At 72.6% G+C, this 23494-nt stretch carries 21 protein-coding genes; 9 read left to right on the top strand and 12 right to left on the bottom strand.

Features of this window, described 5'->3' with window-relative positions; genetic code table 11:
- Positions 1–5: 5 nt before the first annotated feature.
- The 4 genes from AMK11_RS26425 to pssA all read left to right on the top strand — a co-directional run bounded on the left by AMK11_RS26425 (position 6) and on the right by pssA (position 3392).
- The gene (locus AMK11_RS26425) at positions 6–518 is read left to right on the top strand and encodes a MaoC family dehydratase (protein ID WP_073730559.1); all 513 of its coding nucleotides are present in this window, start codon (positions 6–8) and stop codon (positions 516–518) included.
- Positions 519–1724: an acyl-CoA dehydrogenase family protein gene (locus AMK11_RS26420; protein ID WP_073730558.1), complete on the top strand. Its 1206-nt coding sequence runs from the start codon at positions 519–521 to the stop codon at positions 1722–1724.
- A 170-nt stretch (positions 1725–1894) separates the two neighbouring features.
- Positions 1895–2551 (top strand): phosphatidylserine decarboxylase, encoded by a 657-nt coding sequence (locus AMK11_RS26415; RefSeq protein WP_073730557.1) that lies wholly within the window; start codon positions 1895–1897, stop codon positions 2549–2551.
- Positions 2552–2573: 22 nt separating this feature from the next.
- Positions 2574–3392: a CDP-diacylglycerol--serine O-phosphatidyltransferase gene (pssA, locus tag AMK11_RS26410; protein WP_019328620.1), complete on the top strand. Its 819-nt coding sequence runs from the start codon at positions 2574–2576 to the stop codon at positions 3390–3392.
- Between the two features lie 269 nt (positions 3393–3661).
- On the opposite strand, the gene AMK11_RS26405 is transcribed toward pssA, so the two are convergent.
- Positions 3662–4786, bottom strand: a complete 1125-nt coding sequence (locus tag AMK11_RS26405; RefSeq protein WP_073730703.1) for a glycerate kinase — start codon at positions 4784–4786, stop codon at positions 3662–3664.
- A gap of 160 nt (positions 4787–4946) precedes the next feature.
- Here AMK11_RS26405 and AMK11_RS26400 point away from each other — a divergent pair, with 160 nt between their 5' ends.
- From AMK11_RS26400 to AMK11_RS26385, 4 genes are all read left to right on the top strand, one after another.
- Positions 4947–5441 (top strand): NUDIX domain-containing protein, encoded by a 495-nt coding sequence (locus AMK11_RS26400; RefSeq protein WP_073730556.1) that lies wholly within the window; start codon positions 4947–4949, stop codon positions 5439–5441.
- A gap of 64 nt (positions 5442–5505) precedes the next feature.
- Positions 5506–6273 carry an SIR2 family NAD-dependent protein deacylase gene (locus AMK11_RS26395; RefSeq protein WP_073730555.1) on the top strand — a complete coding sequence of 256 codons (768 nt, stop codon included), beginning with the start codon at positions 5506–5508 and terminating at the stop codon, positions 6271–6273.
- Positions 6274–6277: 4 nt separating this feature from the next.
- Positions 6278–6610: a glyoxalase superfamily protein gene (locus AMK11_RS26390; protein WP_073730554.1), complete on the top strand. Its 333-nt coding sequence runs from the start codon at positions 6278–6280 to the stop codon at positions 6608–6610.
- 11 nt (positions 6611–6621) lie between these two features.
- Entirely contained in the window at positions 6622–7065 is a 444-nt protein-coding gene (locus tag AMK11_RS26385) for an SAM-dependent methyltransferase (protein ID WP_073730553.1), read from the top strand.
- Positions 7066–7095: 30 nt separating this feature from the next.
- On the opposite strand, the gene AMK11_RS26380 is transcribed toward AMK11_RS26385, so the two are convergent.
- The 3 genes from AMK11_RS26380 to AMK11_RS26370 are packed head-to-tail and all read right to left on the bottom strand — an operon-like array spanning position 7096 to position 11082.
- Complete coding sequence (locus AMK11_RS26380; RefSeq protein ID WP_073730552.1) at positions 7096–7578, bottom strand: methylated-DNA--[protein]-cysteine S-methyltransferase; 483 nt, start codon at positions 7576–7578, stop codon at positions 7096–7098.
- 29 nt (positions 7579–7607) lie between these two features.
- Positions 7608–9092 (bottom strand): AlkA N-terminal domain-containing protein, encoded by a 1485-nt coding sequence (locus AMK11_RS26375; protein WP_274535685.1) that lies wholly within the window; start codon positions 9090–9092, stop codon positions 7608–7610.
- Positions 9093–9147: 55 nt separating this feature from the next.
- Positions 9148–11082, bottom strand: a complete 1935-nt coding sequence (locus AMK11_RS26370) for a heavy metal translocating P-type ATPase (protein ID WP_198941465.1) — start codon at positions 11080–11082, stop codon at positions 9148–9150.
- A gap of 56 nt (positions 11083–11138) precedes the next feature.
- Here AMK11_RS26370 and AMK11_RS26365 point away from each other — a divergent pair, with 56 nt between their 5' ends.
- Positions 11139–11501, top strand: coding sequence for an ArsR/SmtB family transcription factor (locus AMK11_RS26365; protein WP_019328613.1), 363 nt, complete (start codon positions 11139–11141; stop codon positions 11499–11501).
- Here AMK11_RS26365 and AMK11_RS26360 read toward each other — a convergent pair.
- The 8 genes from AMK11_RS26360 to AMK11_RS26325 all read right to left on the bottom strand — a co-directional run bounded on the left by AMK11_RS26360 (position 11482) and on the right by AMK11_RS26325 (position 23451).
- Entirely contained in the window at positions 11482–12360 is an 879-nt protein-coding gene (locus tag AMK11_RS26360; RefSeq protein ID WP_073730550.1) for a DUF72 domain-containing protein, read from the bottom strand. The genes AMK11_RS26365 and AMK11_RS26360 overlap by 20 nt on opposite strands.
- Before the next feature lie 38 nt (positions 12361–12398).
- A complete protein-coding gene (locus tag AMK11_RS26355) occupies positions 12399–16316 on the bottom strand; it encodes a glycoside hydrolase family 2 TIM barrel-domain containing protein (protein ID WP_073730549.1) in 3918 nt (1305 codons plus the stop codon).
- 184 nt (positions 16317–16500) lie between these two features.
- A complete protein-coding gene (locus AMK11_RS26350) occupies positions 16501–18096 on the bottom strand; it encodes an alkaline phosphatase D family protein (RefSeq protein WP_073730548.1) in 1596 nt (531 codons plus the stop codon).
- A 161-nt stretch (positions 18097–18257) separates the two neighbouring features.
- Complete coding sequence (locus tag AMK11_RS26345) at positions 18258–18917, bottom strand: ABC transporter ATP-binding protein (protein ID WP_073730547.1); 660 nt, start codon at positions 18915–18917, stop codon at positions 18258–18260.
- Positions 18910–19896 (bottom strand): ABC transporter ATP-binding protein, encoded by a 987-nt coding sequence (locus tag AMK11_RS26340; protein ID WP_073730546.1) that lies wholly within the window; start codon positions 19894–19896, stop codon positions 18910–18912. Before AMK11_RS26340 ends, AMK11_RS26345 begins: the two co-directional genes overlap by 8 nt.
- Positions 19893–20816, bottom strand: a complete 924-nt coding sequence (locus AMK11_RS26335; protein ID WP_073730545.1) for an ABC transporter permease — start codon at positions 20814–20816, stop codon at positions 19893–19895. The genes AMK11_RS26340 and AMK11_RS26335 overlap by 4 nt, the downstream gene beginning before the upstream one ends.
- A 5-nt stretch (positions 20817–20821) precedes the next feature.
- On the bottom strand, positions 20822–21790 hold the full coding sequence (locus AMK11_RS26330; protein ID WP_073730544.1) for an ABC transporter permease: 969 nt from the start codon (positions 21788–21790) through the stop codon (positions 20822–20824).
- 32 nt (positions 21791–21822) lie between these two features.
- A complete protein-coding gene (locus AMK11_RS26325; protein WP_073730543.1) occupies positions 21823–23451 on the bottom strand; it encodes an ABC transporter substrate-binding protein in 1629 nt (542 codons plus the stop codon).
- Positions 23452–23494: the final 43 nt, after the last annotated feature.

Here is a 23494-nt window from a genome sequence, read left to right as displayed (position 1 = left end):
GGGCGATGCAGTTCGGACGCACCTACGAGGAGTTCGAGGTCGGTGCGACGTACAAGCACTGGCCGGGCAAGACGGTCACGGAGTACGACGACCACCTCTTCTGTCTCCTCACCATGAACCACCACCCGCTCCACATGGACACGAACTACGCCGAGAAGACGACGGACTTCGGCAAGAACGTGGTGGTCGGCAACTACGTCTACTCGCTCCTGCTCGGCATGTCGGTCCCCGACATCTCCGGCAAGGCGATCGCCAACCTGGAGATCGAGTCGCTCAAGCACGTGGCGCCGACCTTCCACGGCGACACCATCTACGGCCAGACGACGGTGCTCGACAAGTGGCCGTCGAAGTCGAAGAACGACCGCGGCATCGTCCACGTCGAGACCAAGGGCTACAAGCAGGACGGCACGCTGGTCTGCGTCTTCCGCCGCAAGGTGATGGTGCCCACCGAGACGTACATCAAGGAGCGCGGCGGCGAGCAGCCGGGCCGCCCCGAGCTGAAGGAACAGGGGAAGTAGATGAGCCGCCTCGCCCAGACCCACGGCCTCACGGACGTCCAGCGGGAGATCCTCTCCACCGTCCGCGACTTCGTGGACAAGGAGATCATCCCGGTCGCGACCGAGCTGGAGCACCGGGACGAGTACCCGCAGGACATCGTGGACGGGCTCAAGGAACTCGGCCTGTTCGGCCTGATGATTCCCGAGGAGTACGGGGGCCTGGGCGAGTCTCTCCTGACGTACGCCCTGTGCGTGGAGGAGATCGCCCGCGGCTGGATGTCGGTCTCCGGCATCATCAACACGCACTTCATCGTGGCGTACATGCTCAAGCAGCACGGCACGCGGGAGCAGAAGGACCACTTCCTGCCCCGCATGGCCGCGGGCGACATCCGGGGCGCCTTCTCGATGTCCGAGCCGGCGCTCGGCTCGGACGTGTCGGCGATCTCCTCGAAGGCGGTGAGGGACGGCGACGAGTACGTCCTGAACGGCCAGAAGATGTGGCTGACGAACGGCGGTACGTCGTCCCTGGTCGCCGTACTCGTGAAGAGTGACGAGGGTCACCCCGAGGGCACGGCCCCGCACAAGTCGATGACGACCTTCCTGGTGGAGAAGGAGCCCGGGTTCGGCGAGGTCCGCCCCGGCCTCACCATCCCCGGCAAGATCGACAAGATGGGCTACAAGGGCGTCGACACCACCGAGCTCGTCATGGACGGCCTGCGCGTTCCGGCCGACCGGGTGCTCGGCGGGGTCACCGGCCGAGGTTTTTACCAAATGATGGACGGCGTCGAGGTGGGCCGCGTCAATGTGGCGGCCCGTGGCTGCGGCGTCGCTCAGCGTGCCTTCGAGCTGGGTGTCCAGTACGCCCAGCAGCGTCACACTTTCGGCAAGCAGATCGCCCAGCACCAGGCCATTCAGTTCAAGCTCGCGGAGATGGCTACCAAGGTCGAGGCGGCGCATGCGATGATGGTGAACGCTGCACGCAAAAAGGACTCGGGCGAACGAAACGACCTGGAAGCGGGGATGGCCAAGTACCTCGCATCCGAGTATTGCAAGGAGGTCGTGGAGGACGCCTTCCGGATCCACGGCGGGTACGGCTTCTCCAAGGAGTACGAGATCGAGCGCCTCTACCGCGAGGCCCCGATGCTCCTGATCGGTGAAGGCACCGCCGAGATCCAGAAAATGATCATCGGCCGCCGACTGCTCGAAGAGTATCGATTCCAGGGTTAGATGTCCGGATACGGGGTGTTTTCTTGGAGAACAAGGTCACACCCCGTAGGCAGTGTTCGGCCGCCGACTCGGCTTCCTGGCTTACCCAGTTGCGGCGGAGAGCCGCTACGATCGCCGGAAAGCCGCCGTCCCCCGTCAGTGCGCGGCATCATCCGCTACGAAGGTCATCCATGCCCCACAGCCAAACCTCTGCATCTCGCGACAGCCTGGCCGGCGTACGCCTCGCGCGCGGAGCATCGCCGTGGCTTCTGCCGACCGTCGCCACCGCAGCCGTCAGCCTGGTCCGTGCCCGCCGCTCGGGCGTGGCCAAGGCCGTCGCCGTCCCCGCCACCGCGCTCGCGGCGGGGATGCTGTGGTTCTTCCGCGACCCCGAGCGCGAGATCACCCGGGGCCGGGTCGTCTCGCCCGCCGACGGAGTGGTGCAGAGCATCATGCCGTGGAAGGACGGCCGCACCCGCGTCGCCATCTTCATGAGCCCGCTCAACGTCCACGTGAACCGCGCCCCGCTGTCGGGCACGGTGACGTCGGTCGAGCACGTTCCCGGTGGCTTCGTTCCCGCCTTCAACAAGGAGAGCGAGAACAACGAGCGGGTCGTGTGGCACTTCGACACCGAGCTGGGCGACATCGAGATGATCCAGATCGCGGGCGCGGTGGCCCGCCGCATCGTCCCCTACGTGCCGCAGGGCACCAAGGTCGAGCAGGGCGAGCGGGTCGGCCTGATCCGCTTCGGCTCGCGCGTCGACCTGTACCTGCCGGAGGGCGTCGAGGTGGATGTCGAGGTGGGCCAGAAGACGGTGGCTGGGGTGACTCGAATTGACCGTGATTGATCCGCAGACCCAGGCCGGGTGGGTGCCCGAGGCCGACGAGGTGGACGAAGAGGAGGAGATGCCGCTCTCGCTCCGCCTGTCGATAGCGGACACCCTCACCCTCGGCAACGCCACGTGCGGCTTCATGGCGGTGTACTTCACCACCACCGGCATCCTCATCCCGCACCTCATGGGCAGCGAAGAGTCCGGCATGGCCCGCCACAGCGCGGCCACGGCGGTCATCCTGATGCTGTGCGCGGCGATCTTCGACCTGTTCGACGGCCTGGTGGCCCGCAAGCTGCGCTCCTCCCCCATGGGCGCGGAGCTGGACAACCTGTCCGACCTGATCAGCTTCGGGCTGGCGCCGGCGTACTTCGTCCTCGTCTACGGCATGGTCGCCGACGACGCCTACCAGCGGGTGGCGGCGGTGGGGGCGATCGTGGTGCTGCTGGCGGTGGTGCTGCGGCTTGCCCGGTTCTCCTGCGTCACCGTCAAGGACGGCACCTTCCAGGGCATGCCGTCGCCCTTCGGGGCGCTGACGGTGGTGTCGATCGTGCTGCTGGAGCTGCCCTTTGTGGCGACGCTGCTGGCGATCATCGGTACCGCGTGGCTGATGGTGAGCCGGGTCGAGTACCCGAAGCCTCGGGGGCGTCTCGCGGTGGCGATGCTGTCGTGGATCGTCCTGTCGATGGGGCTGCTGGCGGCGTGGGCGTTCGACGCGCCGAGCGGGCAGCTGCTGCTGCAGACGGGGTGCGCGCTGCAGCTGGTGATGGGGGCGGTGATCCCGCTGTTCGCCACGGCTCGCCGGGTGAACAATTTCCGTGACAATCGGCGGGAGGCGCGGGCCGCGCAGCTTCCGTGACGGTGCGTTTTCGGTGGGCCCCGAACCTGGGTTGGGTTCGGGGCCCTTTCGTTTGTGCGTCCCCGGCGTCGGTGTCGGCGTCCCTGGGGGCTTCGCCCCCAGACCCCCGGGCCTATGCCCACCACCACCCGACTCGGTGGGCTGGAAGGGTGCCGCACCCCTCAGCCCGTCCGGCGATTGAGGACGAGGCCCGTTCAGGGCCGAAAGGGGGTCTGGGGGCGAAGCCCCCAGGGTCGGGAACGGGAAGGGGCGGCGGGGGCGAAACTCCCCTAGGCCAGGAAGTCCCGCGCGATCCGTTCCGCCACCCGCTCCAGGATCGGCCCCGCCTCCGCGATGCACTTGGCCACGTCCGGCTCCACATCCGTCAGCGGATACGCCCGCCGGATCCCGGCCCGCCCCAGCACCTCCGGTGCCAGCGCCAGCCGCCCGCACACCGCGACGACGTCCTTGCCCGCCGCCCGCGCCGCCGCGGCGACGCCCGCGGGTGCCTTGCCGTGCAGCGTCTGTTCGTCCAGCGAGCCCTCCCCCGTGATCACGAGGTCCGCCCGCTCCAGCGCGGGCGCGAAGCCCAGCACGTCCAGCATCACCTCGATGCCGGGCCGGAACCGCGCCCCCAGCAGCATCGCGCCGAACCCGATGCCGCCCGCCGCACCGGCCCCCGGAGAGGCGGCGTACTCGGCGGCGCGCGCACCCACGGTCTCCGTGCCCTCCAGCACCTTCGCGAAGTGCGCGAGGGCCGCGTCGAGGGCCTCCACGTCCTGCGGCGAGGCACCCTTCTGCGGGCCGTACACGGCGGGCGCGCCCTTCGGCCCGGTCAGCGGATTGTCGACGTCGCTCGCGAGCACCAGCTCGACGCCGGACAGCCTCGCGTCCAGGCCCGACAGGTCGGCCGAGGCCACGTCGGCGAGGCCGCCGCCGCCCGGCGCGACCGGCTCCCCGTTCCCGTCCAGGAACCGCGCGCCCAGCGCGGCCAGCATCCCGGCGCCGCCGTCGGTGGTGGCGCTGCCGCCGACCCCGAACACGATCGTCCGCGCCCCCGCGTCCAGCGCGGCGCGCAGCAGCTCGCCGGAGCCGTACGTGGACGACGTCAGCGGCGCGAGGACACCCTCCGGAAGCCGATGGAGGCCACTGGCCTCGGCCATCTCCACCACCGCGGTGCCCTCGCGCAGCGCGTACGCCGCCGTCACCTCGTCACCGAGGGGCCCGGCGACCCGCACCTGGCGGCGCTCGAACCCGGCCGCGACCGCCGCGGCCACCGTGCCGTCACCGCCGTCGGCGACGGGCAGCGCCTCCACGGCGAGGTCCGGCACGACCCGGCGCAGACCGGCCGTCACCCGCTCGGCGACCTCGACGGCCGTCAGCGAACCCTTGAACTTGTCCGCGGCGACGAGCACCCGGCGGGCCCCGTCCACTGCAGCGTCAGCCACCTTGATCTCCCCTTGCTCTCCGAGCCTTGCGCACGTCAAGGCAGTCGCGCCGCTGCGACCTTAACCGGAGGACACCCGTGCCGTCATGCCCCGCCCACCACATGGAACGGCTCGTTACCCTTCACCGATGAGCACTCCTGACTACGCCGCCTACATCGCCGGCCTCCCCCGCGTCCTCGCCGGTGCCGCCGCTGTCCTCCGGGACGCCGAGGGTCGCGTACTGCTCGTCGAGCCGAACTACCGCGAGGGCTGGACGCTGCCCGGCGGGACCATCGAGTCGGAGGACGGGGAGACGCCGCGGCAGGGCGCGCGGCGCGAGACCGCTGAGGAGATCGGGCTGGACGTCCGGCTCGGACGGCTGCTCGTGGTGGACTGGTCGCACGGGGCGGACCGGCCGCCGATCGTGGCGTACCTGTACGACGGCGGCGTGCTGACCGACGACGACCTCAAGGCGATCCGGTTGCAGGAGGAGGAGCTGCTCTCCTGGCGGCTGGTGCCGCGCGAGGAGCTGGGCGACCACCTGCTCGGTTCCCTGCACGGCCGGGTCCTCGCCGCACTGGACGTACTGGCGGAGGGGGCGGGCACCGCCGAGCTGGAGAACGGCCGCCGGGTCGACGGGTGACGGCGCCTACCGTGCCGGAACAATCCGCTCGCCCGCCGCACCCTGGCGCCCTACCCTCGACCGCATGACCGGCAAGCCCCTCGTCGCCATCCTCAGCGGTGCCGGCGTCTCGACCGACTCCGGCATCCCCGACTACCGCGGGCCCAAGGGGCTGTGGCGCAGCGACCCGGAGGCCGAGAAGCTCGTCACGTACGAGTACTACATGGGCGATCCGGAGATCCGGCGCCGCTCCTGGCGGATGCGGCGGGAGACCGGGGCGCTGCGGGCCGAGCCGAACGCCGCGCACCGCGCGGTGGCCGAACTGGAGCGCTCCGGGGTGCCGGTGCGGGTGATCACGCAGAACGTGGACGGGCTGCACCAGCTCGCCGGTCTCCCCGCCCGCAAGGTGCTGGAACTGCACGGCACCGCGCTCAGCTGCGTGTGCACCGTTTGCCACGTGCGGGGGCCGATGGCGGACGCGCTGGCCCGCCTCGACGCGGGCGAGGACGATCCGCCGTGCCTGGAGTGCGGCGGCATCCTGAAGCCGGCGACCGTGATGTTCGGCGAGCGTCTCGACCCGGTGGTGCTCGGCGAGGCGGTCGCCGTCACCAAGGCCTGCCAGGTGTTCGTCGCCGTCGGCACCAGCCTCCAGGTCCAGCCCGCCGCCGGGCTGGCCGGTGTGGCCGCCGACCACGGTGCGCGGCTGATCGTCGTCAACGCCGAGCCGACGCCGTACGACGATCTGGCGGACGAGGTGGTCCGGGAGCCCATCGGCACCGCCCTGCCCGCGCTGCTGCGCGGGCTGGTCGCGGGGAACGACGGGACGGAAGAACGGGACGCGACGGGTGCCTGATCACGTGGACGAGGAGGCGATCCCGGTCCTGCGCGTGGCCGACGCCGCCGCGGCCGTGCGCTGGTACGCGCGGCTGGGCTTCGCCGCGCAGTGGGAGCACCGCTTCGAGCCGGGTCTGCCGGCCTTCGTGGAGGTGGCACGCGGGCGGGTGCGGCTGTTCCTGTCGGAGCATGCCGGGGACGCCCGGCCGGACACGCTGGTGTACCTGCGGGTGACCGACGTCGACGCGGTCGCCGCCGAGTTCGGCGTGCGGGTCGGGGAGGTGCCCTGGGCGCGCGAGGTCGAGTTGCGCGACCCGGACGGCAACCGCCTCCGTGTCGGCACTCCGAGCGGATGAGGTGACCGGCCGTGCCGTCCGAGCTCTCGCCCCGTCTCGCGGCGATCGTGGACGCGCTGCCGCTGACGCCCGCGGCGCGGGTGCTGGAGATCGGGTGCGGGCCGGGGGCCGCCGCGCGGGCCGTCGCCGCGCGGCTGGTGTCGGGGCACGTCGTGGCCGTCGACCGTTCGGCGCGGGCGGTCGCGCAGGCGGAGGCCGGGTCGGCCCGCGAGATCGCCTCGGGCCGGATGAGCGTGCGGTGCGTCGCGGCGGAGGACTTCGTGCGGGAGCCCGGTGAGGGGCCGTTCGACCTGGTGTTCGCCGTCCGCGTCGGGGCGCTCGACGGCCGTCACCCGGAGGCCGGACGGCGGGTCCTGGAGCGGGTCGCCGCCGCGCTGGCGCCGGGCGGCCGGCTGTTCGTCGACGGCGGGGACCCGCTGCGGGAGATCGCCGTCCGGCCCCGCCCCGCCCACTGAGCCGGACGGAGCCCTCGGGGCGCCCGGTGGCTAGAACAGCGCCGTCCCCCGTTCGAAGTCCAGCAGCCGCCGCTTGCGTTCCAGGCCGCCGCCGTAGCCGGTCAGGCTGCCGCTCGCGCCGATGACGCGGTGGCAGGGGACGATGATGCCGATCGGGTTGCGGCCGTTGGCGAGGCCCACCGCGCGGGAGGCGGCCGGGTTGCCGAGGGCGTCGGCGAGTTCGCCGTAGGTGCGGGTCTCGCCGTAGGGGATCTTCCGGAGCTGGTCCCAGACCGTGCGCTGGAACGGGGTGCCGTTCAGGCGCAGGTCGAGGGTGAAGTCCTTCAGTTCGCCGGCGAAGTACGCCGTCAGTTGCTCCTCCACCCGCGCGAACGGGCCGTCGTCGGCCGTGCCGAAGGTCTCCTCCGGTGGGCGGTGGCGCTGGTCGGTCATGTAGAGGCCGCACAGGGCGCCGTCCTCGGCGACGAGGGTGAGGGCTCCGTAGGGGCTGTCGATCACGGTGTGCTGTTTCACGTGGGTTCCTCGTACGGGCTCGCGGCGGCTTACACGGGCAGGAAGTTGATCGGGTGGTCGTCGGTCGCCCACAGGTACTGGACGGCGTACGCCCGCCAGGGCCGCCAGGCGGCCGCGCGGGCGGTGAGCGCCGCCGGGGTGGAGGGCAGGCCGAGTTCGCCGGCGGCGCGGCGGATGCCGAGGTCGGTGGAGAGGAAGGCGTCGGGGTCGCCGAGGGCGCGCATGGCGATGACGTCGGCGGTCCAGGGGCCGAAGCCGGGCAGGGCGAGGAGCCGGGCGCGGGTCTCGGTCCAGTCGGTCTCGACGCCCAGGCTGAGCGAGCCGTCGGCCAGATGGGAGACGAGGGTGGTGAGGGTCGTGCGACGGGTGCGCGGCATGGCCAGGGTCCCGGGGTCCACCGAGGCCAGCGCCGTCGGGGACGGGAAGAGGTGGCTCAGGCCGCCCTCGGGGTCGTCGACCGGGTCGCCGTGCGCGGTGACCAGGCGGGCGGCGTGGGTGCGGGCGGCGGCGGTGGAGACCTGCTGGCCGAGCACGGCCCGTACGGCGAACTCCGCCTCGTCGACCGTGCGCGGCACGCGCCGTCCGGGGGCCTTGTCGACGAGCGGCGCGAGAAGCGGGTCGGCGCGCAGCCGGCCGTCGATGGCCGTCGGGTCGGCGTCGAGGTCGAGCAGGCGGCGGCAGCGGCTGACGGCGACGGTCAGGTCGCGCGGGTCGCTGAGGGTGAGGCGGCAGGCGATGTGGTCGGGGGTCGGAGTGAGGGCCACGATGCCGTGACCGTACGGGAGGCGCAGAGTGCGCCGGTACGCGCCGTCCCGCCACTCCTCCACGCCGGGTACGGCGGTGGCGGCGAGGTGGCCGAAGAGGTTGTCGGGGTTGAGGGGGGTGCGGAACGGGAGGCGGAGGGTCAGCGTGCCGGGCGCGTGGTCCGCCGCTCGGTTCTTCGGGGCGCGGGTGCGCAGTTCGCTCGGGGAGAGGGCGTAGACCTCGCGGACCGTGTCGTTGAAGGTGCGGATGGAGGAGAAGCCCGCCGCGAAGGCGATGTCCGCCATCGGCAGCGCGGTGGTCTCGACGAGCAGCCGGGCGGTCTGGGCGCGCTGAGCGCGGGCGAGGGCGAGCGGGCCCGCGCCCAGTTCGGCCAGGAGCTGGCGTTCGACCTGGCGGGTGCTGTAGCCGAGGCGGGCGGCGAGGCCGGGCACGCCCTCGCGGTCCACGACACCGTCGGCGATCAGGCGCATGGCGCGGGCGGTGAGGTCGGCGCGCTCGTTCCACTCCGGGGAGCCGGGGCTGGTGTCCGGGCGGCAGCGCTTGCACGCCCGGAACCCGGCCTGCTGGCAGGCCGCCGCGCTTCGGTAGAAGGTCATGTTCGCGGGCTTGGGCGGCACCACCGGGCAGCTGGGCCGGCAGTAGATGCGGGTCGTCAGTACGGCGGTGAAGAACCAGCCGTCGAACCGCGCGTCCTTCGACTGCACGGCGCGCACGCAGCGCTCGGTGTCGGTGTGCATTCCCGTCTGCATGCGTCCAGGATGGCCCGCCGGCCGGGTGAGGGCTGGCGGGAATCCGACATGAACGTCACGCTTCCTGGGCTCCTGCGGATCGCCTCGGCCGCCAGGCCGACTCGCGCAGCAGCCGCAGCCCGTTCAGGCCGACCAGCACGGTCGATCCCTCGTGGCCCGCGACGCCGAGCGGCAGCGGGAGGTGTCCGATCAGGTCCCACAGGACGAGAACGGTGATGAACGTACCGGCGATGACCAGGTTCTGTACCACCAGTCTGCGCGCGCGCCGGGAGAGGTCGACGACGGCGGGTACGGCCGCCAGCTCGTCCCGCACCACGACCGCGTCCGCCGTCTCCAGGGCGAGGTCGGAGCCGGCCCGGCCCATGGCGACGCCGGCGTGCGCGGCGGCGAGGGCGGGCGCGTCGTTGACGCCGTCACCGACGAAGAGCACCTTGCGGCCGGTCCGTTCCAGGTCCCGTACGGCCTCGACCTTGTCCTCGGGCAGCAGGCCGGCGCGGACGTCGGTGATGCCGGTCGCGTCGGCGACGCGGGCGGCGGCGGGCGCGTTGTCGCCGGTGAGGAGGGTGGGAGGGGTGCCGGTGAGGGCGGTGAGCGCGGCGGTGGCCCCGGGGGCGTCGGCACGCAGGCGGTCGGTGAGGGCCAGGGTCCCGACGGGGGTGCCGTCGCGGGTGACCCGGACGGTCGTCTCGGCACCCTCGGGGGTCTCGGCGCGGCCGACGTGCACCTCGTGGCCGTCGACGACGGCGGTGACGCCTCGGCCCGGAGTCGCCGTGAAGTCCTCGGCGGGGGCGATGCGCAGGTCGCGGGCGCGGGCGGCGGCCACGATCGCGCGGGCCAGCGGGTGCTCGCTGGGGTGCTCGGCCGCCGCGGCGAGGGCGAGCAGGGCGTCCTCGTCCAGGCCGGTGCCGGGCTGCGGGCGTACGGCGGTGACCTCGGGGGTGCCCTCGGTGAGGGTGCCGGTCTTGTCGAGGGCGGCGGCGTCGGTCTCGCCGAGGCGCTCCATGGCGACCGCCGACTTCACCAGGACACCGTGCCGGCCCGCGTTGGCGATGGCGGAGAGCAGGGGCGGCATGGTCGCGAGGACCACCGCGCAGGGGGACGCGACGATCATGAAGGTCATGGCGCGCAGCAGGGCGTCCGTGAGGTCGGCGCCGAAGGCGAGCGGGATGCCGAAGACCGCGAGGGTGGCGACCACGATGCCGACCGCGTAGCGCTGCTCGATCTTCTCGATGAACAGCTGGGTCGGCGCCTTGGTGCGGGACGCCTCCTCGACGAGGGTGACGATGCGGGCGATGACCGAGTCGGCGGGGTCCCGGTCGACGCGGACGCGCAGGGAACCGGTGCCGTTGAGGGTGCCGGCGAAGACGTCGTCGCCGGGGCGCTTGAGGACGGGGACGGACTCGCCGGTGATGTTGGCCTGGTCGACCTCGCCCTCGCCGCCGAGGACCGTGCCGTCGGCGCCGATCCGCTCCCCCGGCCGGACCAGGAGGACGTCGCCGACGGCGAGGCCGGCGGTGGGGACGGTCTCCTCGCGGTCGCCGGTCACCCGGGTCGCGGTGGTGGGCGCGAGGTCGAGCAGGCCGCGCACGGAGTCGGCGGTGCGGGCGGTGGCCAGGGCCTCCAGGGCGCCGGAGGTGGCGAAGATGACGATCAGCAGGGCGCCGTCGAGGACCTGTCCGATGGAGGCCGCGCCGAGCGCCGCGACGATCATCAGCAGGTCGACGTCCAGGGTCTTCTCGCGCAGCGCCCGCAGGCCCTCCAGGGCGGGCTCCCAGCCGCCGGCGGCGTAGGCGACGACGTACAGCGGGCCGTACGTCCAGGCGGAGGCGCCGCCGAGGTCGAGGGGCAGGGCGAGCAGGAACGCGACGAGCGAGACGAGCGCCCAGCGGGCCTCGGGCAGGGCGAGGATGCGGGTGCGGCGGCGGGGCGCCCGGCTGACGGGCGCGGGGACGGGTGCGGGGGCGAGCGTGGTGGACACGCGGCACACCATACAGGAACAGATGAAGACTCATTCATGCGTTCATGTGGGGTGAGTAGGATGAGCGCATGGGTCACGGAGCCGCCACCACCGCGCAGGACGCCGCCGCACGCGTGCGCCTGGACGCGGACAACGTCGCCAAGGTCGCCACCACACTCCAGGCCCTGTCCACCCCCTCCCGGCTGCTGATCCTGGCCCGCCTGCGCGAAGGCCCGCTGCCCGCCACCGAGTTGGCGGCCGAGGTCGGGATGGAGCAGTCGGCCTGCTCGCACCAGCTGCGGCTGCTGCGCAACCTCGGCCTGGTGGTGGGTGAGCGGCGCGGCCGTTCGGTGGTGTACGCGCTGCACGACGACCATGTCGCCGGGCTGCTCGACCAGGCCGTGTACCACGTGGAGCACCTGCGGCTGGGGATCAGCGACGCGGCGGAGTGAGCAGCTCCCGCATGGTTTCGGCGGCGCGCACGGCGGCGTCGGCGCAGCAGTTGTTGAAGAGCACGTGCAGCTCGTCGGTCTGTGCGGCGGCACGGCGCAGGCGGGGCGTCCAGGCGCCCAGTTCGGCGGCCGAGTAGTCGTACCGGAAGCGGTCCTCCTTGCTTCCCCTCCCCCACGCCGTGCTGCGCCCGTGGAAGCGCACCACGGCGAGGGACCGCCGGGTGACCGGCACCACGGGCGGCAGCGACGACGGCAGTCCCCGGGCCATGTCGGTGCCGACGGCCGAGGCGCCCAGCGCGGACAGCAGGGCGTGGGTGGTGTCCGCCCGTTCCGCCTCCCACCACCCGGGGTGCCGGAACTCCACGGCGATCGGCCAGCCCTCCGTACGCCGTGCGCACGCTTCGAGCGCCGCCTCGGCCGGGGAACCCGGCGAGAACCACGGCGGGAACTGGAACAGCACGGTGCCGAGCCGCCCGTCCTTCCGCAGCGGCTCGACCGCCTCGGCGAAACGTCCCCACACCTCGTCCAGCAGACCGTCACCCGCCTGCCCGCACCTCAGCCGCCCGGCGCCGGCCCCGCGCAGGTCGGCGGGCAGTGCCTCCGGGCGGGTGGGGTGGCCGGTCAGCAGTGAGAAGGCCTTGACGTCGAAGCGGAAGCCGTCGGGCGTGCGCTCCAGCCACAGCTCGCTGTTGCGCCGGCTCGGCAGCGCGTAGTACCCGGCGTCCACCTCGACGACGGGCAGCCGCGAGGCGTAGTGCCGCAACCGCCCCTCGGCGTCCCGCCGTCCGCGCGGGTACCAGCCACTCGCGACCAGCTGCCGGTCCGTCCAGGAACACGCTCCGACCAGTACGTCACCCATGAGGGCCCGGTTACCCGGGCCCCGGGCCCAGGGAACCGCTACTCGGTCGCCGTGGGCCGCCGCGATGCCGCCGTCGCCTCCTTCACGTTCCGCAGCGGGCGCAGCCGGTAGGTGTAGGAGTAGTCCCGGTCGGCGAAGAGCTTGAACTCGTCGTGCGTGTGCGCGCCCCAGCTGTTGTCGCCGCCGACCCCCATCTGGCGGTGGCTCAGCCGCAGTACGACCGCGTCCCTCGGCGTGAGCTGGTAGTCGTGCCGCACCCCGCCGGAGAGGTCCTCCGGGGTGAAGTGCGAGGCGTTGACCTCCAGCAGCGGCTCCCCGGAGGCGAGCAGGCCCACGCCGTGCCGGTCGGTGAGGGCGACCCAGCGGACGTCGGTCTTGTTGCCGTTCTCCTGCGGGCGGATGTAGGGCGTCCACTGCTCGGCGACGGTCCCGGAGTGGAGGCCGACGTCGGTCCCGGTGTTGCGGTCCCAGTGGTTCTCCTCTGGCCCGCGGCCGTACCAGTGCATCCGGTCCAGGCCGCGCGGCAGGAACAGCATCGTCCCGACCTCGGGGATGTAGGGCAGGTTCGCGGCGCCGGGGTGCAGGGTGTTGTCGACCTTGATCTCGCCGTTGCCGAACACCGTGTACGTCGTGGTGTACGCCGACTCCACGGTGGTGGGCAAGGTGCCGCCGACCTTGATCTCGACCGCCCGCCCGTCCAGGTCCCGCACGGTGACGTCCGTGACCTCGCGCCGGGCACCCGCGTCGCGCCAGGTCTGGTTGCGGGTGTGCTGGCCGTTGCCGTGGTCGTTGTCGGTGGGCGCCCGCCAGAAGTTGGGCACCGGCCCGGAGGTGATCAGCCGCCTGCCGTGCGCCTCGTACGCGGTGATGGTGCCGGTGCGCTTGTCGACGGTGACCGAGAAGTCGCGGCCGTCGACGTCGACCTCATCGTCGCGCTCCCGGTGGCGCAGGGACGGCACCCGGTCCAGGGGCACGGGGGTCACGGTGGGGACGTCCGGGTCGAGGGCGAGCTGCTGCCGGGCGACCTCGAAACCCGCCTTCGCCCAGGGGGTGTCGTCCTTGGTGGTGAAGGACAGCTCCAGGAAGTACTCGGTGCCCGGCGCCGGGTCGCCCGGCAGCCGTACGGGCACGGTGATGTCCTTGCGGGACAGCGGCTCCACGTCCAGCTGGTCCCGGGTGAGCCGCCCGCGCCGCACGGTCTTGCCGTCGGCGACGAGTGCCCAGTGGCCGTCGAACTCGCGGAGGCTGGTGAACAGGTACTCGTTGACGAGGCTGACCGCGCCCGCGCCGCCGGACCGCTTCTCGACGCCGACCGCCTGGTAGACGCGCTTGACCTCGGCGGCCTTGCCGGTGTGGCCGCGGTCGGCGAGGACGACGCCGTCGGCGACGAAGTTGCCGTCGTTGGGGTTGTCGCCCCAGTCGCCGCCGTAGGCGAAGAAGTTCTTCTCCTTCGTCCGCTCCCTCTCCACCTCGACGGTCTCCGCGTCGAACCAGAACCGCACCCCGTCGTCGTCGGACTCCCGGTCCGTGTCGGCCAGTTCGCCGGCGGTCAGCGCGCGGGCGTAGACCCGGGCCCGGCGGATGGTGCCGCTGAACTCGCGGACCTGGTTGTCCGAGTCGGTGGCGAGGGAGAGGGAGGCCGTGTTGTCGGTGGGCCGCCGGTCGGTGGTGCGGGTCGCCCGGCGCTCGCCGTCGACGTACAGGGTGAGGGTGCCGGAGTCCGCGTCGAAGACGCCCGCGATGTGGTGTTCGCGGCCGGTCCAGTCCTCGGGCACGGTCCACGTGGCGGTGATCCACTGACCGCCGGAGTGGATGAAGAACTCCAGGGTGCGGCCGTTCTGCTTCAGGGCGTACTGGGTGTCGCCCTTGGCGATGATCGGCTGGTGGTAGCCGGTGAAGTGCGGGGTGGCCCAGGCCTCCAGGGTCAGCGAGCCGGTGAGGTCCAGGCTCGCGTCGCGGGCGAAGACCGTGCCGCCGGACAGGCCCTTGCCGCGCTCGAAGGTGCCGGAGGCGGCGAGGATCTCACCGCGCAGCCCGGCGGGCCCCTCCTCGGTCAGCAGGGTGCGCCGCGGGACGGGCCAGGTCAGCGATTGGTCGACGAAGTCCCAGATCCAGCCGCCCTGGAGCACGTCGTACGAGCGGACGACGTCCCAGTACTTCTTGAAGTTGCCGTTGGAGTTGCCCATCGCGTGGGCGTACTCGATCATCACGTACGGCCGCGTGTCGGAGGTGTCCCTGGCCCGCTGCTCGACGCGCTGCGGGGAGTCGTACATCTCGGAGCGGATGTCGCTGACGCCCGGGCGGTCGTCGCCCTCGTACTGGATGACGCGGGTGGCATCGTAGGAGCGGATCCAGTCGTGCATGGCGGTGAAGGTGGAGCCGCCGCCCGCCTCGTTGCCCAGCGACCAGATGACGACCGAGGCATGGTTCTTGTCCCGGTGGACCATGTTCTGGGCGCGGGCCACGCAGGCCTCGGTCCACTCGGGGTGGTCGCCGGGGTACTCGTCGCGGATGCCGTGGGTCTCCAGGTTGGTCTCGTCGACGAGGTAGAGGCCGTACTCGTCGGCGAGTTCGTACCACAGCGGGTTGTCCGGGTAGTGCGAGGTGCGGACGCTGTTCATGTTCAGCCGCTTGATGATCGCGATGTCCTCGACCATGTCCTCGCGGGTGAGCGCGATGCCGCGGTCCGGGTGCATCTCGTGGCGGTTGGTGCCGCGCAAGGAGACGGGCTTGCCGTTGATCCGCATCAGCCCGTCCTTCAGGGCGAACTCCCGGATGCCGACCCGGTGGGACAGGGTCTCGACCACCTTGCCGGCCGGGTCGCGCAGGCGCAGGACTGCCGTGTAGAGGTGCGGGTGCTCCGCCGACCACAGCTTCGGCTCCGGTACGGCCTTCGCCGCCCGTACGGTGACGTCCTGGCCGGCGCCCGCCCCGGTGAGGTCGGCGGGCTGCTCCAGCGGCCGGGACCAGACGGCGTGGCCGCGGGCGTCGTACAGCTGGGTCTCGACGGTGTACCGACCGGCGTCCTTCGCCGCATCGCCGTACGCCCGCACGCTCGCGGTGACCGCCAGCTCGGCGGCCGTGTACGTGTCGTTCAGCGGGGTGTCCAGCTTGAAGTCGCGCAGGTGCACGGCCGGGATGGAGTAGAGGTGGACCGAGCGGAAGATACCGCTCAGCCTGATCATGTCCTGGTCCTCCAGCCAGTCGCCGTCGGCGTAGCGGTAGACCTCGACGGCGATCTGGTTGGTGCCGGGCTTGAGGTGGTCGGTGATGTCGTACTCGGACGGGGTGAACGAGTCCTCGTCGTAGCCGGCCAGCTCGCCGTTGATCCACACGTAGTGGGCGGACTTGACGCCCTCGAAGTGGAGGAAGGTGCGGCGGCCCTTCCAGTCGCGGGGCACGGTGAAGGTGCGCCGGTACTGGCCGACCGGGCTGTAGCGGGTCGGTGCGGTGGGCGGCTGCGGTTCCTCGCCGCGGCCGTTGGCGCCCCAGTACGGGTAGGTGATGTTGAGGTAGATCGGGTAGTCGTGGCCGTGCAGCTGCCAGACGGACGGTACGGGGATGGTCCCCCAGTCGCCGTCGTCCAGGTCGGTGCGGTGGAAGTCGGCGTCCCGGTCCTCGGGGCGGTCGGCGTAGGCGAACTTCCACGTGCCGTCGAGGCTGAGCCGGTACGGCGAGTCGGTGCGGTCGGCGGCGAGGGCCTGGCGCACGTCGGCGTACGGCATGAGCGTGGTGTGCGGCGGCTCGGTGCCGACCCGGAAGACACCGAAGTCGTTCCACTCCGGCGTCCCCTCGGCCGCCGCCCGCCGGCCGGCCGCCTGGGTGGCGACGGGGTTTCCGGAGAGGGCGAGCGCGCCGAGGACGGCGGCACCGCCCTCCAGGAGGCGGCGGCGGCTGACGAGCGGCCGGGGGCGGGGGGCCGGGAGTCCGGCGGGTGACACGGGCGAGTGCGGCATGACCGTGGCCTTCCGTGGGCTTCGGGGGCGGCTCAACGCACGGTGCTGTGAAAGCAGTTGACGTGGGGGTGGTCCACAACTGCCGGTGACGCAGCGACTACTGAGTCAGGCACACCCTAGAACCCGAACACAACCGAATCAATTACCCCGTCGGACTTTGTTGGTTCCTGATGGAGGTCGGCGCTCAGGCCTCCTGGACGCCGGGCACGCCCGCCTCGATCACGAACGACTTGTCGGTGCGGACCGGGGCGCCGGGCCGGGTGACGTAGTCGACCACGCGGTAGTCGGCCGTGTACTGCCGCTTGGAGACGGAGCAGCGGACGTAGCCCCGGCGGCTGCTGTAGTACTTGGTGTGCGGGTTCTCGTCCCAGTACACCTGGCCGGGGTCGTGGGTGGCCGAGCCGTCGCCGCCCGAGGTGATCGACGTGGTGACGAACTCGCTGCCCAGCAGCCGGGTCTCGGGGCGCTCGAAGTCGCGGCGCAGGTCGTTGGTCCAGTTGTTGTGCACGTCGCCGGTGAGGACCACGAAGTTGTCGACGCGGCGCTCCTCGACGTAGCCGAGGACCCGGTCGCGGGAGGCGCGGTAGCCGTCCCAGCCGTCGTTGTAGCCGCCGTCGTCCGGGCCGGCGACGGCGTCCCAGTTCGCGAAGTAGATCTGCTGCGGGACCACGTTCCAGGTGGAGCGGGACCGGGCGAGGCTCCGCTCCAGCCAGGCGTGCTGCTCGTCGCCGAGGATGGTGGCCTTCGGGTCCCACTGGTCCGGCCCGGAGACCTGCCACTTGTCGCCGTAGGGCTGATTGGTGCGGTACTGGCGGGTGTCCAGCACGCTGAAGGTCGCGGTGGACCCGTACTCCAGGCGCCGGTACAGCGGCAGCGCCGTGTCCACCGGCTTGCGGAAGCGGCGCAGCGGCATGTGCTCCCAGTAGGCCTGGTAAGCGGCCCGGCGGCGGGCGGCGAAGTGCGCGGTGGTGTCGTTGCCCTGGCCGGCGTCGTTGTTCTCGGGGCTCAGGTCGGCGTAGTTGTTGTCGGTCTCGTGGTCGTCCCAGGTGACGACGAAGGGCGCGGTGGCGTGCAGCAGCCTGAGGTCGGGGTCGGTCTTGTACTGGGCGTGGCGCTGGCGGTATTCGGCGAGGGTGTTCATCTCGTCGCCGTGGTGGGTGCGCACCTTGCCGTTGACGCCGGCGGCGTACTCGTAGAGGTAGTCGCCGAGGTGGAAGACCACGTCGGGGCGCTCCTCGGCCATGTGCCGGTACGCCGTGAAGTGGCCCTGTTCCCAGTTGGCGCAGGAGGCGAAGGCGAAGTCGACCGTGGGCGAGGTACCGGGGGCCGGGGCGGTGCGGGTGCGGCCGACGGGCGACACCGCGTTTCCGGCGCGGAAGCGGTAGTAGTACTCGTGGTGCGGGCGCAGGCCCCGTACGTCGGCGTGGACGGTGTGCGCCTCGGCGGGCACGGCGTGCTCGACGCCGCGCCGGACGACCTTCCGGAAGCGCTCGTCGAGGGCGATCTCCCAGCGCACGGCGACGGGGCGGTTGGGCATGCCGCCGTCCTCGTCGAGGGGCTTGGGGGCGAGGCGGGTCCACAGCACCACGCCGTCGGGGAGCGGGTCGCCGGATGCGACGCCGAGCTGGAACGGGTCGCCCGGGACGCGTCCCGGGGTGGCGGAAGCGACGGGCGCGGCACCGGTGCCGAGCAGCACCGCACCGGCGCCGGCGGCACCCGCGATACCGAGGAAGCCCCTTCTCTTCAGCGAGTTCGGGGAGCTGGTGCGCGGCGGGGTCATCGAACCTCCAGTGGACGGACGGCCGGACGACAACCAGGCAAACGGCGCCGGGTGAACCCCGGCTGCTGTGCTCGTGGACCGCGCTTGACCGATGCATGTCGAGCGGAGGCTCGGATTCTGGCCCAGGGAGGGCGGGGCAGGGGGCGGGACAGGGGTGCGGGTCAGGGGTGCGTCAGGGTGTCCCACTCGACGGTGCGGTCGCACCAGCGGTCGAGGAGGACGCGGTCGTGACCGACGGTCAGCAGCCCCGCCCCGGTCTCGGCGCGGTAGTCCTCCACGACACGGACCAGCGCGGCGGTGGTCGAGGCGTCGAGCATCGCCGTCACCTCGTCGCACACCAGCCAGCGCGGGCGCAGCACGAGGGCGCGGGCGAGACAGGCGCGCTGCAACTGTCCGTCGCTGACCTCGTGCGGGCGCCTGCCGAGGAGGTCGGCGGTGAGCCCCACGGTGGCGGCGAGTTCGGCGACCCGGCCGGCGGCCTCCTCGCGCCGGCCGGTGGCGCGCAGCGGCTCGGCGATCAGGTCGGTGAGCGCGAGGCGGGGGTCGGCGGAGAGCCTCGCCTGCTGGAAGACGACACCGAAGGCGGTGCGCTGCGCGCGCGGGGCGCGGTGGCGCCAGCGGCGCACGGGGGTGCCGTCGACCACCAGGGCACCGGAGTCGGGGTGGTGGAGCAGGGCCGCGACGCGGGCGAGGGTGGACTTGCCGCAGCCGCTGGGGCCGAGCAGCCCGACGGCCTCGCCCGGCTCGACGGACAGCGAGACGTCCCGGAACACGGGCGCGTTCCTGGCGTATCCGGCGGTGATGGCGCTCAGTTCAAGCACGGTCGGCGGCCTCCGTGAGCGCGGCGTGCGGGTGGTGGCAGGCGACCGTGGCGGTCAGGGGCGGCAGGGCGGTGCAGGCGTCGGTCGCGCGGTCGCAGCGGGCGGCGAAGGCGCAGCCGTCCGGGAGGTCGCCGAGTTCCGGCGGCAGGCCGGGGATGGGGGTGAAGGCGCGGTCGGGCAGGGCGTCGAGCAGGCCCCGGCTGTAGGGGTGGCGGGGGCCGGGGGCGCCGAAGAAATCCGCGGCGTCGGCGAGTTCGACGATGCGACCCGCGTACATCACGGCGATCCGGTCGGCGATGCGTTCGGCGGCGGCGAGGTCGTGGGTGATCATCAGCAGGGCGCGACTCTGGTCGTCCGTCTTCTTGTCGACATGTCGCCGCAGCTCGTCGACGGTGCGGTCCACGAGGTCCCGGTCGAGTCCGGTGGTCGGCTCGTCGGCGAGCAGCAGCGGGGCGTCGCCGACGAGGGCCAGGGCGGTGGCGGCGCGCTGGGCGAGGCCCCCGGAGAGTTCGTGCGGGTGGTGGTCGAGGTGGTCCACCGGGAAGGCGGCGCGCTCGGCGGCGGCCTCGGCGGCGGCGCGCAGGGCGGTGCGGCCGCGGACGTCGGTGAGCTGCGCGACCGTCTCCTCCAGCTGGGAGCGGATGGTGCGTACGGGGGTGAGGTGGGCGGCCGGGCTCTGCGGGACGAGGCCGATGAGCCGGCCCCGTACGGTGCGGGCGAAGGTCCGCTCGTCCGCGGTGAGCAGGTCGAGGTCGCCGAGGCGGGCGGCGCCGGCGGTCCGGGCGTTGCCGGGCAGCAGGCCCAGCAGGGCGGAGGCGAGGACGGACTTGCCGCAGCCGCTCTCGCCGATCAGGGCCAGGCACTCGCCGGCCGCCACGTCGAAGTGCGCGTCGGTGACGGCGGCGACACGGCGCCCGCCCGGCATCAGGAAGCGCACCGACAGACCGCGCACCGACAGCACGGGGGCTCGCTCGGTCACAGCATCAGCTCCGATCGGCGACGGGGGTTGATCCGCTCCCGCCAGGCGCCCGCGAGACCGGCGACGGCGAGGGTGGGGACGATGAGGAACAGGCCCGGGAAGAGGGTCGGCCACCACTGCCCGGCGAGCAGCGAACCGCGCGCCTCCTGGATGAGGTTGCCGAGGCTCGCGGTGTGCGTGGGCAGTCCGAGGCCGAGGAAGGACAGCGCCGACTCGTGCCACATGGCGTGCGGCACCATCAGTACGGCGGCCAGCGCGGCCTGGGGCAGCACCCCCGGCAGCAGGTGCCGTACGGCCACCCGCCAGCGGGAGGCCCCGCCGGAGACGGCCGCGTCGACGTAGGGGCGCGAGCGCAGGGACAGCACCTCGGCGCGGACGATGCGGGCGGTGGACAGCCAGTGGGTGAGGGCCACGGAGATCACCACGGGCCACACGCCCGGCCGGAACATCGCGACGATGAAGATGCCGAGCAGCAGGTGGGGCACGGAGGAGATGGTGTCGACGACGCGCATGACGGCGCGGTCGACCCAGCCGCCCAGCGCCCCCGCGGTGGCGCCCACCGCGGTGCCGACGACCGTCGCCGTCAGGGCCGCGGCGACCCCGACGAGCAGCGAGACGCGCAGGCCGTAGACGCAGCGCAGCAGCAGGTCCCGGCCCACGTCGTCGGTGCCGAACGGGTGGGCCCAGCTGGGCGCCTGCAGCTTGGCGGCGAGGTCGACGGCCTGCTGGTCGAGCTGCACCAGCGGCGGCACGAGCAGCACCGCGAGGACCGTCAGCGTCAGCAGTGCGGCGGAGACGCGCAGGCGCAGGGTGCGGGTGGAGCGGCGGTCGGTGCCGCGGGCGCGCCACAGGGGGCCGGTGCCGGGGTTCTTGTCGGCCTTCTCGGACCTCTCGGCCTTCTGCGCGGCGATGTCAGTCATCGGAGTCACATTTCACTGAGCTTCACCCTCGGGTCGAACAGTCCGTAGAGCAGGTCGGCGAGCAGGTTGCCGGCGAGGACGGCGGCGGTGGCGAGCACGGTCAGGGCGGCCAGCAGCGGGAAGTCGACGGCGGTGGCCGCCTCGACGGTGGCCGCGGCGATGCCCGGCCAGCTGAAGACGGTCTCCACCAGCAGGGCCCCGGTGATGAGTTCGGGAACGCGGGAGCCGATCAGGGTGAGCACCGGCAGCAGGCCGGAGCGCAGGGCGTGCCCGAACAGGACGGTGCCCTCGCCGATGCCGCGCGCCCGCGCGCCGCGCACCGGGTCCTCCGCGAGGGCGTCGCCGACGCCCTGGCGCACGTACAGCGTGAACCACGGCAGCTGGGAGACGGCGAGCACGCCGGCGGGCAGCACGAGGTGGCTGGCGACCTGCCCCGGGGTGACCTGTGCGCTGGCGGTGTCCGTCAGTCCGCCCGCCGGCAGGACGTCCCACTGGAGGGCGAACAGCCACACGGCGAGCAGCGCGATCCAGAAGACCGGCGCCGCCTCCAGGACGTACGCGAGGGAGGTGACCGCCCGGTCGAGCATCGAGCCGGGGCGGCGGGCGGCCAGCACACCGAGGAGCGTGCCGGCCAGGACGGCGACGGCGAAGGCCACGGCGCACAGCAGGGCGGACCAGACGAGGCGCTCGCCGATCACCTCGGCCACCGGCTGCCGCATCACCGGGGAGTGGCCGAGGTCGCCGGTGAGGGCGGCGGTCAGCCAGTCCCACCAGCGGACGACGAACGACTGGTCCACACCGAGGTTGTCGCGCAGCCGGTCCAGGGTCTCCTGGTCGGCGCGGAGCGCGGCGGTACCGGCGTACGCCTTGACGGGGTCGAACGGGGAGGCGGCGGCGATGGCGAAGACGCCGAAGGTGACGACGAGGACGGCGGGGACGGCGAACAGCGCCCGCCGGCCCGCCAGCCGTGCCATCGCTCCCCAGGGCAGCCTCCGGGGGGATCGGGTCACTTCTTCGGCTGCCAGTCCTCGAGGTTCCACCAGGGCCCGCTGGCGAAGCCGTGCTCGTGCGGCTCCAGCTGCGTGGTCAGCCCGTCCCAGCGGTCGGCGAGGACGTAGAGGTGGTCGATGTGGGTGAGGAAGGTGCAGCCGGGGTCCTCGACCAGGGCCTGCTGGACCTTGTCGTAGGCGGCCGCGCGCCGCTGAGGGTCCTGGGTGCGGCGGCCGGCGTCCAGCGCCTCGTCCACCACCGGGTTGTCGTAGCCGGCCATGTTGTTGAAGCCGTCGTAGGCAAGGGAGGAGTGCAGCATCGTGTAGAGGCCGAAGTCCGGATCGCCGACGCTGCCGAGGCCCGCCAGGACGGCGTCGTGCTTCATCCGCGGCTCGATGACCTCCCAGGTGGCGCCCTCCACCTTGACCTCGATGCCGGCCTTCTTGGCGTCGGAGGCGTAGGCGAGGGCGTGGTCCTGGCGGACCTTGTCGCCCGTGGGGTAGTAGAGGGTGAAGGTGGCCCGCTGCCCGTCCTTGGCGCGGATGCCGTCGGAGCCCGTCTTCCAGTCGGCCTCGTCCAGGATGCGCTTGGCCTTGGCGAGGTCGTGCGGGCGCTCGATGCCGCGGTCGTACCAGGGGTCGTCGACGGGCAGCGGCCCGTACGCCGGCCGGCCCGCGCCGTTCAGGATCTGGTCGACCATGGCCTGGCGGTCCACGGCGGCGTCCAGGGCGCGCCGGATCGCGCGGTCGCCGGTGACCTTGTTCTCGGTGGGCAGGGTGACGGCACGGAAGTCGTACGACCGCGCCTGGTAGGTGCGCTTGTCGTCGTCCTTCTCGAAGGTGGCGGCGAGGTTGGGCGGCAGGACGGCGCCGTCGAGGTCGCCGGAGCGCAGCCGGGTGGCGCGCACGTTGTCGTCGGCGACGATCGCCATGGTGAACGACTTCACCGCGGGCTCGCCGCCCCAGTAGTGCGGGTTGGCCTTGAAGGTGAGCTTCTCGCCCTTGCTCCAGTCGGTGAGGACGTACGGCCCGGTGCCGACCGGCTCGGTGTTGAAGTCGCCGGTGTTGGGGTCCTGGCCGCCGGCGACGTGCTCGGGGACGATGGGCAGCACCGTGCGGGCGGCGAAGGGCGCGTACGGGTACTTGAGGGAGAAGACGACGGTGTCGTCGCCCTTCGCGCGGACGTCCTTGACGGCGTCCAGCTCGCTGCGGGCGGTGTTGTTGGTCTTCTCGTCGAGGACGGTGCGGTACGTGTAGACCACGTCCTCGGCGGTCAGCGGTTCGCCGTCGCTGAACTTCACGCCGTCGCGCAGGTCGTACGTGTACGTCTTGCCGCCGTCGGTGATCTTCGGCAGCGCGGTCGCGAGCGCGGGCTTCAGCTTCAGGTCGGTGTCGCGGGCCAGCAGCCCGTCGAAGATCTTGGAGTTTCCGTCCTTGCCGTAGCCCAGCAGCGGGCTGAGGGTGTCCGGCTCGGAGGCCACCCCGATCACCACGGACTCGGACGCCTTGGCGTCGCCGCCCGCCCCGCCGTTCCCGGGCGCGGAGCACGCGGTGACCCCCGCGGCGAACGCCGCCACGGCGGCGGCACTCCGTATCCGACGGGTCCGACGGGTCCGACGGGTCCGACGCGTTCGACGGGTTGTCATGTCTCCCCCACATTTGTTGTTGGTGCGGGGTTATTGCACATCA

Origin of the sequence: Streptomyces sp. CB02414, from assembly GCF_001905385.1 — a bacterium.
In the GTDB taxonomy this organism is placed as follows: domain Bacteria; phylum Actinomycetota; class Actinomycetes; order Streptomycetales; family Streptomycetaceae; genus Streptomyces.
The sequence above is the reverse complement of the archived record's forward strand: the minus strand, read 5'-3'. Positions and strand labels throughout refer to the sequence as shown.

Coding starts and splice junctions, on each gene's coding strand:
- AMK11_RS26360 (WP_073730550.1), bottom strand. CDS start 12,360: ATGGGTGACGTACTGGTCGGAGCGTGTTCCTGGACGGACCGGCAGCTG.
- AMK11_RS26370 (WP_198941465.1), bottom strand. CDS start 11,082: ATGGTGTGCCGCGTGTCCACCACGCTCGCCCCCGCACCCGTCCCCGCG.
- AMK11_RS26365 (WP_019328613.1), top strand. CDS start 11,139: ATGGGTCACGGAGCCGCCACCACCGCGCAGGACGCCGCCGCACGCGTG.
- AMK11_RS26350 (WP_073730548.1), bottom strand. CDS start 18,096: ATGACCCCGCCGCGCACCAGCTCCCCGAACTCGCTGAAGAGAAGGGGC.
- AMK11_RS26355 (WP_073730549.1), bottom strand. CDS start 16,316: ATGCCGCACTCGCCCGTGTCACCCGCCGGACTCCCGGCCCCCCGCCCC.
- AMK11_RS26375 (WP_274535685.1), bottom strand. CDS start 9,092: ATGCAGACGGGAATGCACACCGACACCGAGCGCTGCGTGCGCGCCGTG.
- AMK11_RS26335 (WP_073730545.1), bottom strand. CDS start 20,816: ATGACTGACATCGCCGCGCAGAAGGCCGAGAGGTCCGAGAAGGCCGAC.
- AMK11_RS26425 (WP_073730559.1), top strand. CDS start 6: ATGCAGTTCGGACGCACCTACGAGGAGTTCGAGGTCGGTGCGACGTAC.
- AMK11_RS26325 (WP_073730543.1), bottom strand. CDS start 23,451: ATGACAACCCGTCGAACGCGTCGGACCCGTCGGACCCGTCGGACCCGT.
- AMK11_RS26420 (WP_073730558.1), top strand. CDS start 519: ATGAGCCGCCTCGCCCAGACCCACGGCCTCACGGACGTCCAGCGGGAG.
- AMK11_RS26400 (WP_073730556.1), top strand. CDS start 4,947: ATGAGCACTCCTGACTACGCCGCCTACATCGCCGGCCTCCCCCGCGTC.
- AMK11_RS26415 (WP_073730557.1), top strand. CDS start 1,895: ATGCCCCACAGCCAAACCTCTGCATCTCGCGACAGCCTGGCCGGCGTA.
- AMK11_RS26395 (WP_073730555.1), top strand. CDS start 5,506: ATGACCGGCAAGCCCCTCGTCGCCATCCTCAGCGGTGCCGGCGTCTCG.
- AMK11_RS26330 (WP_073730544.1), bottom strand. CDS start 21,790: ATGGCACGGCTGGCGGGCCGGCGGGCGCTGTTCGCCGTCCCCGCCGTC.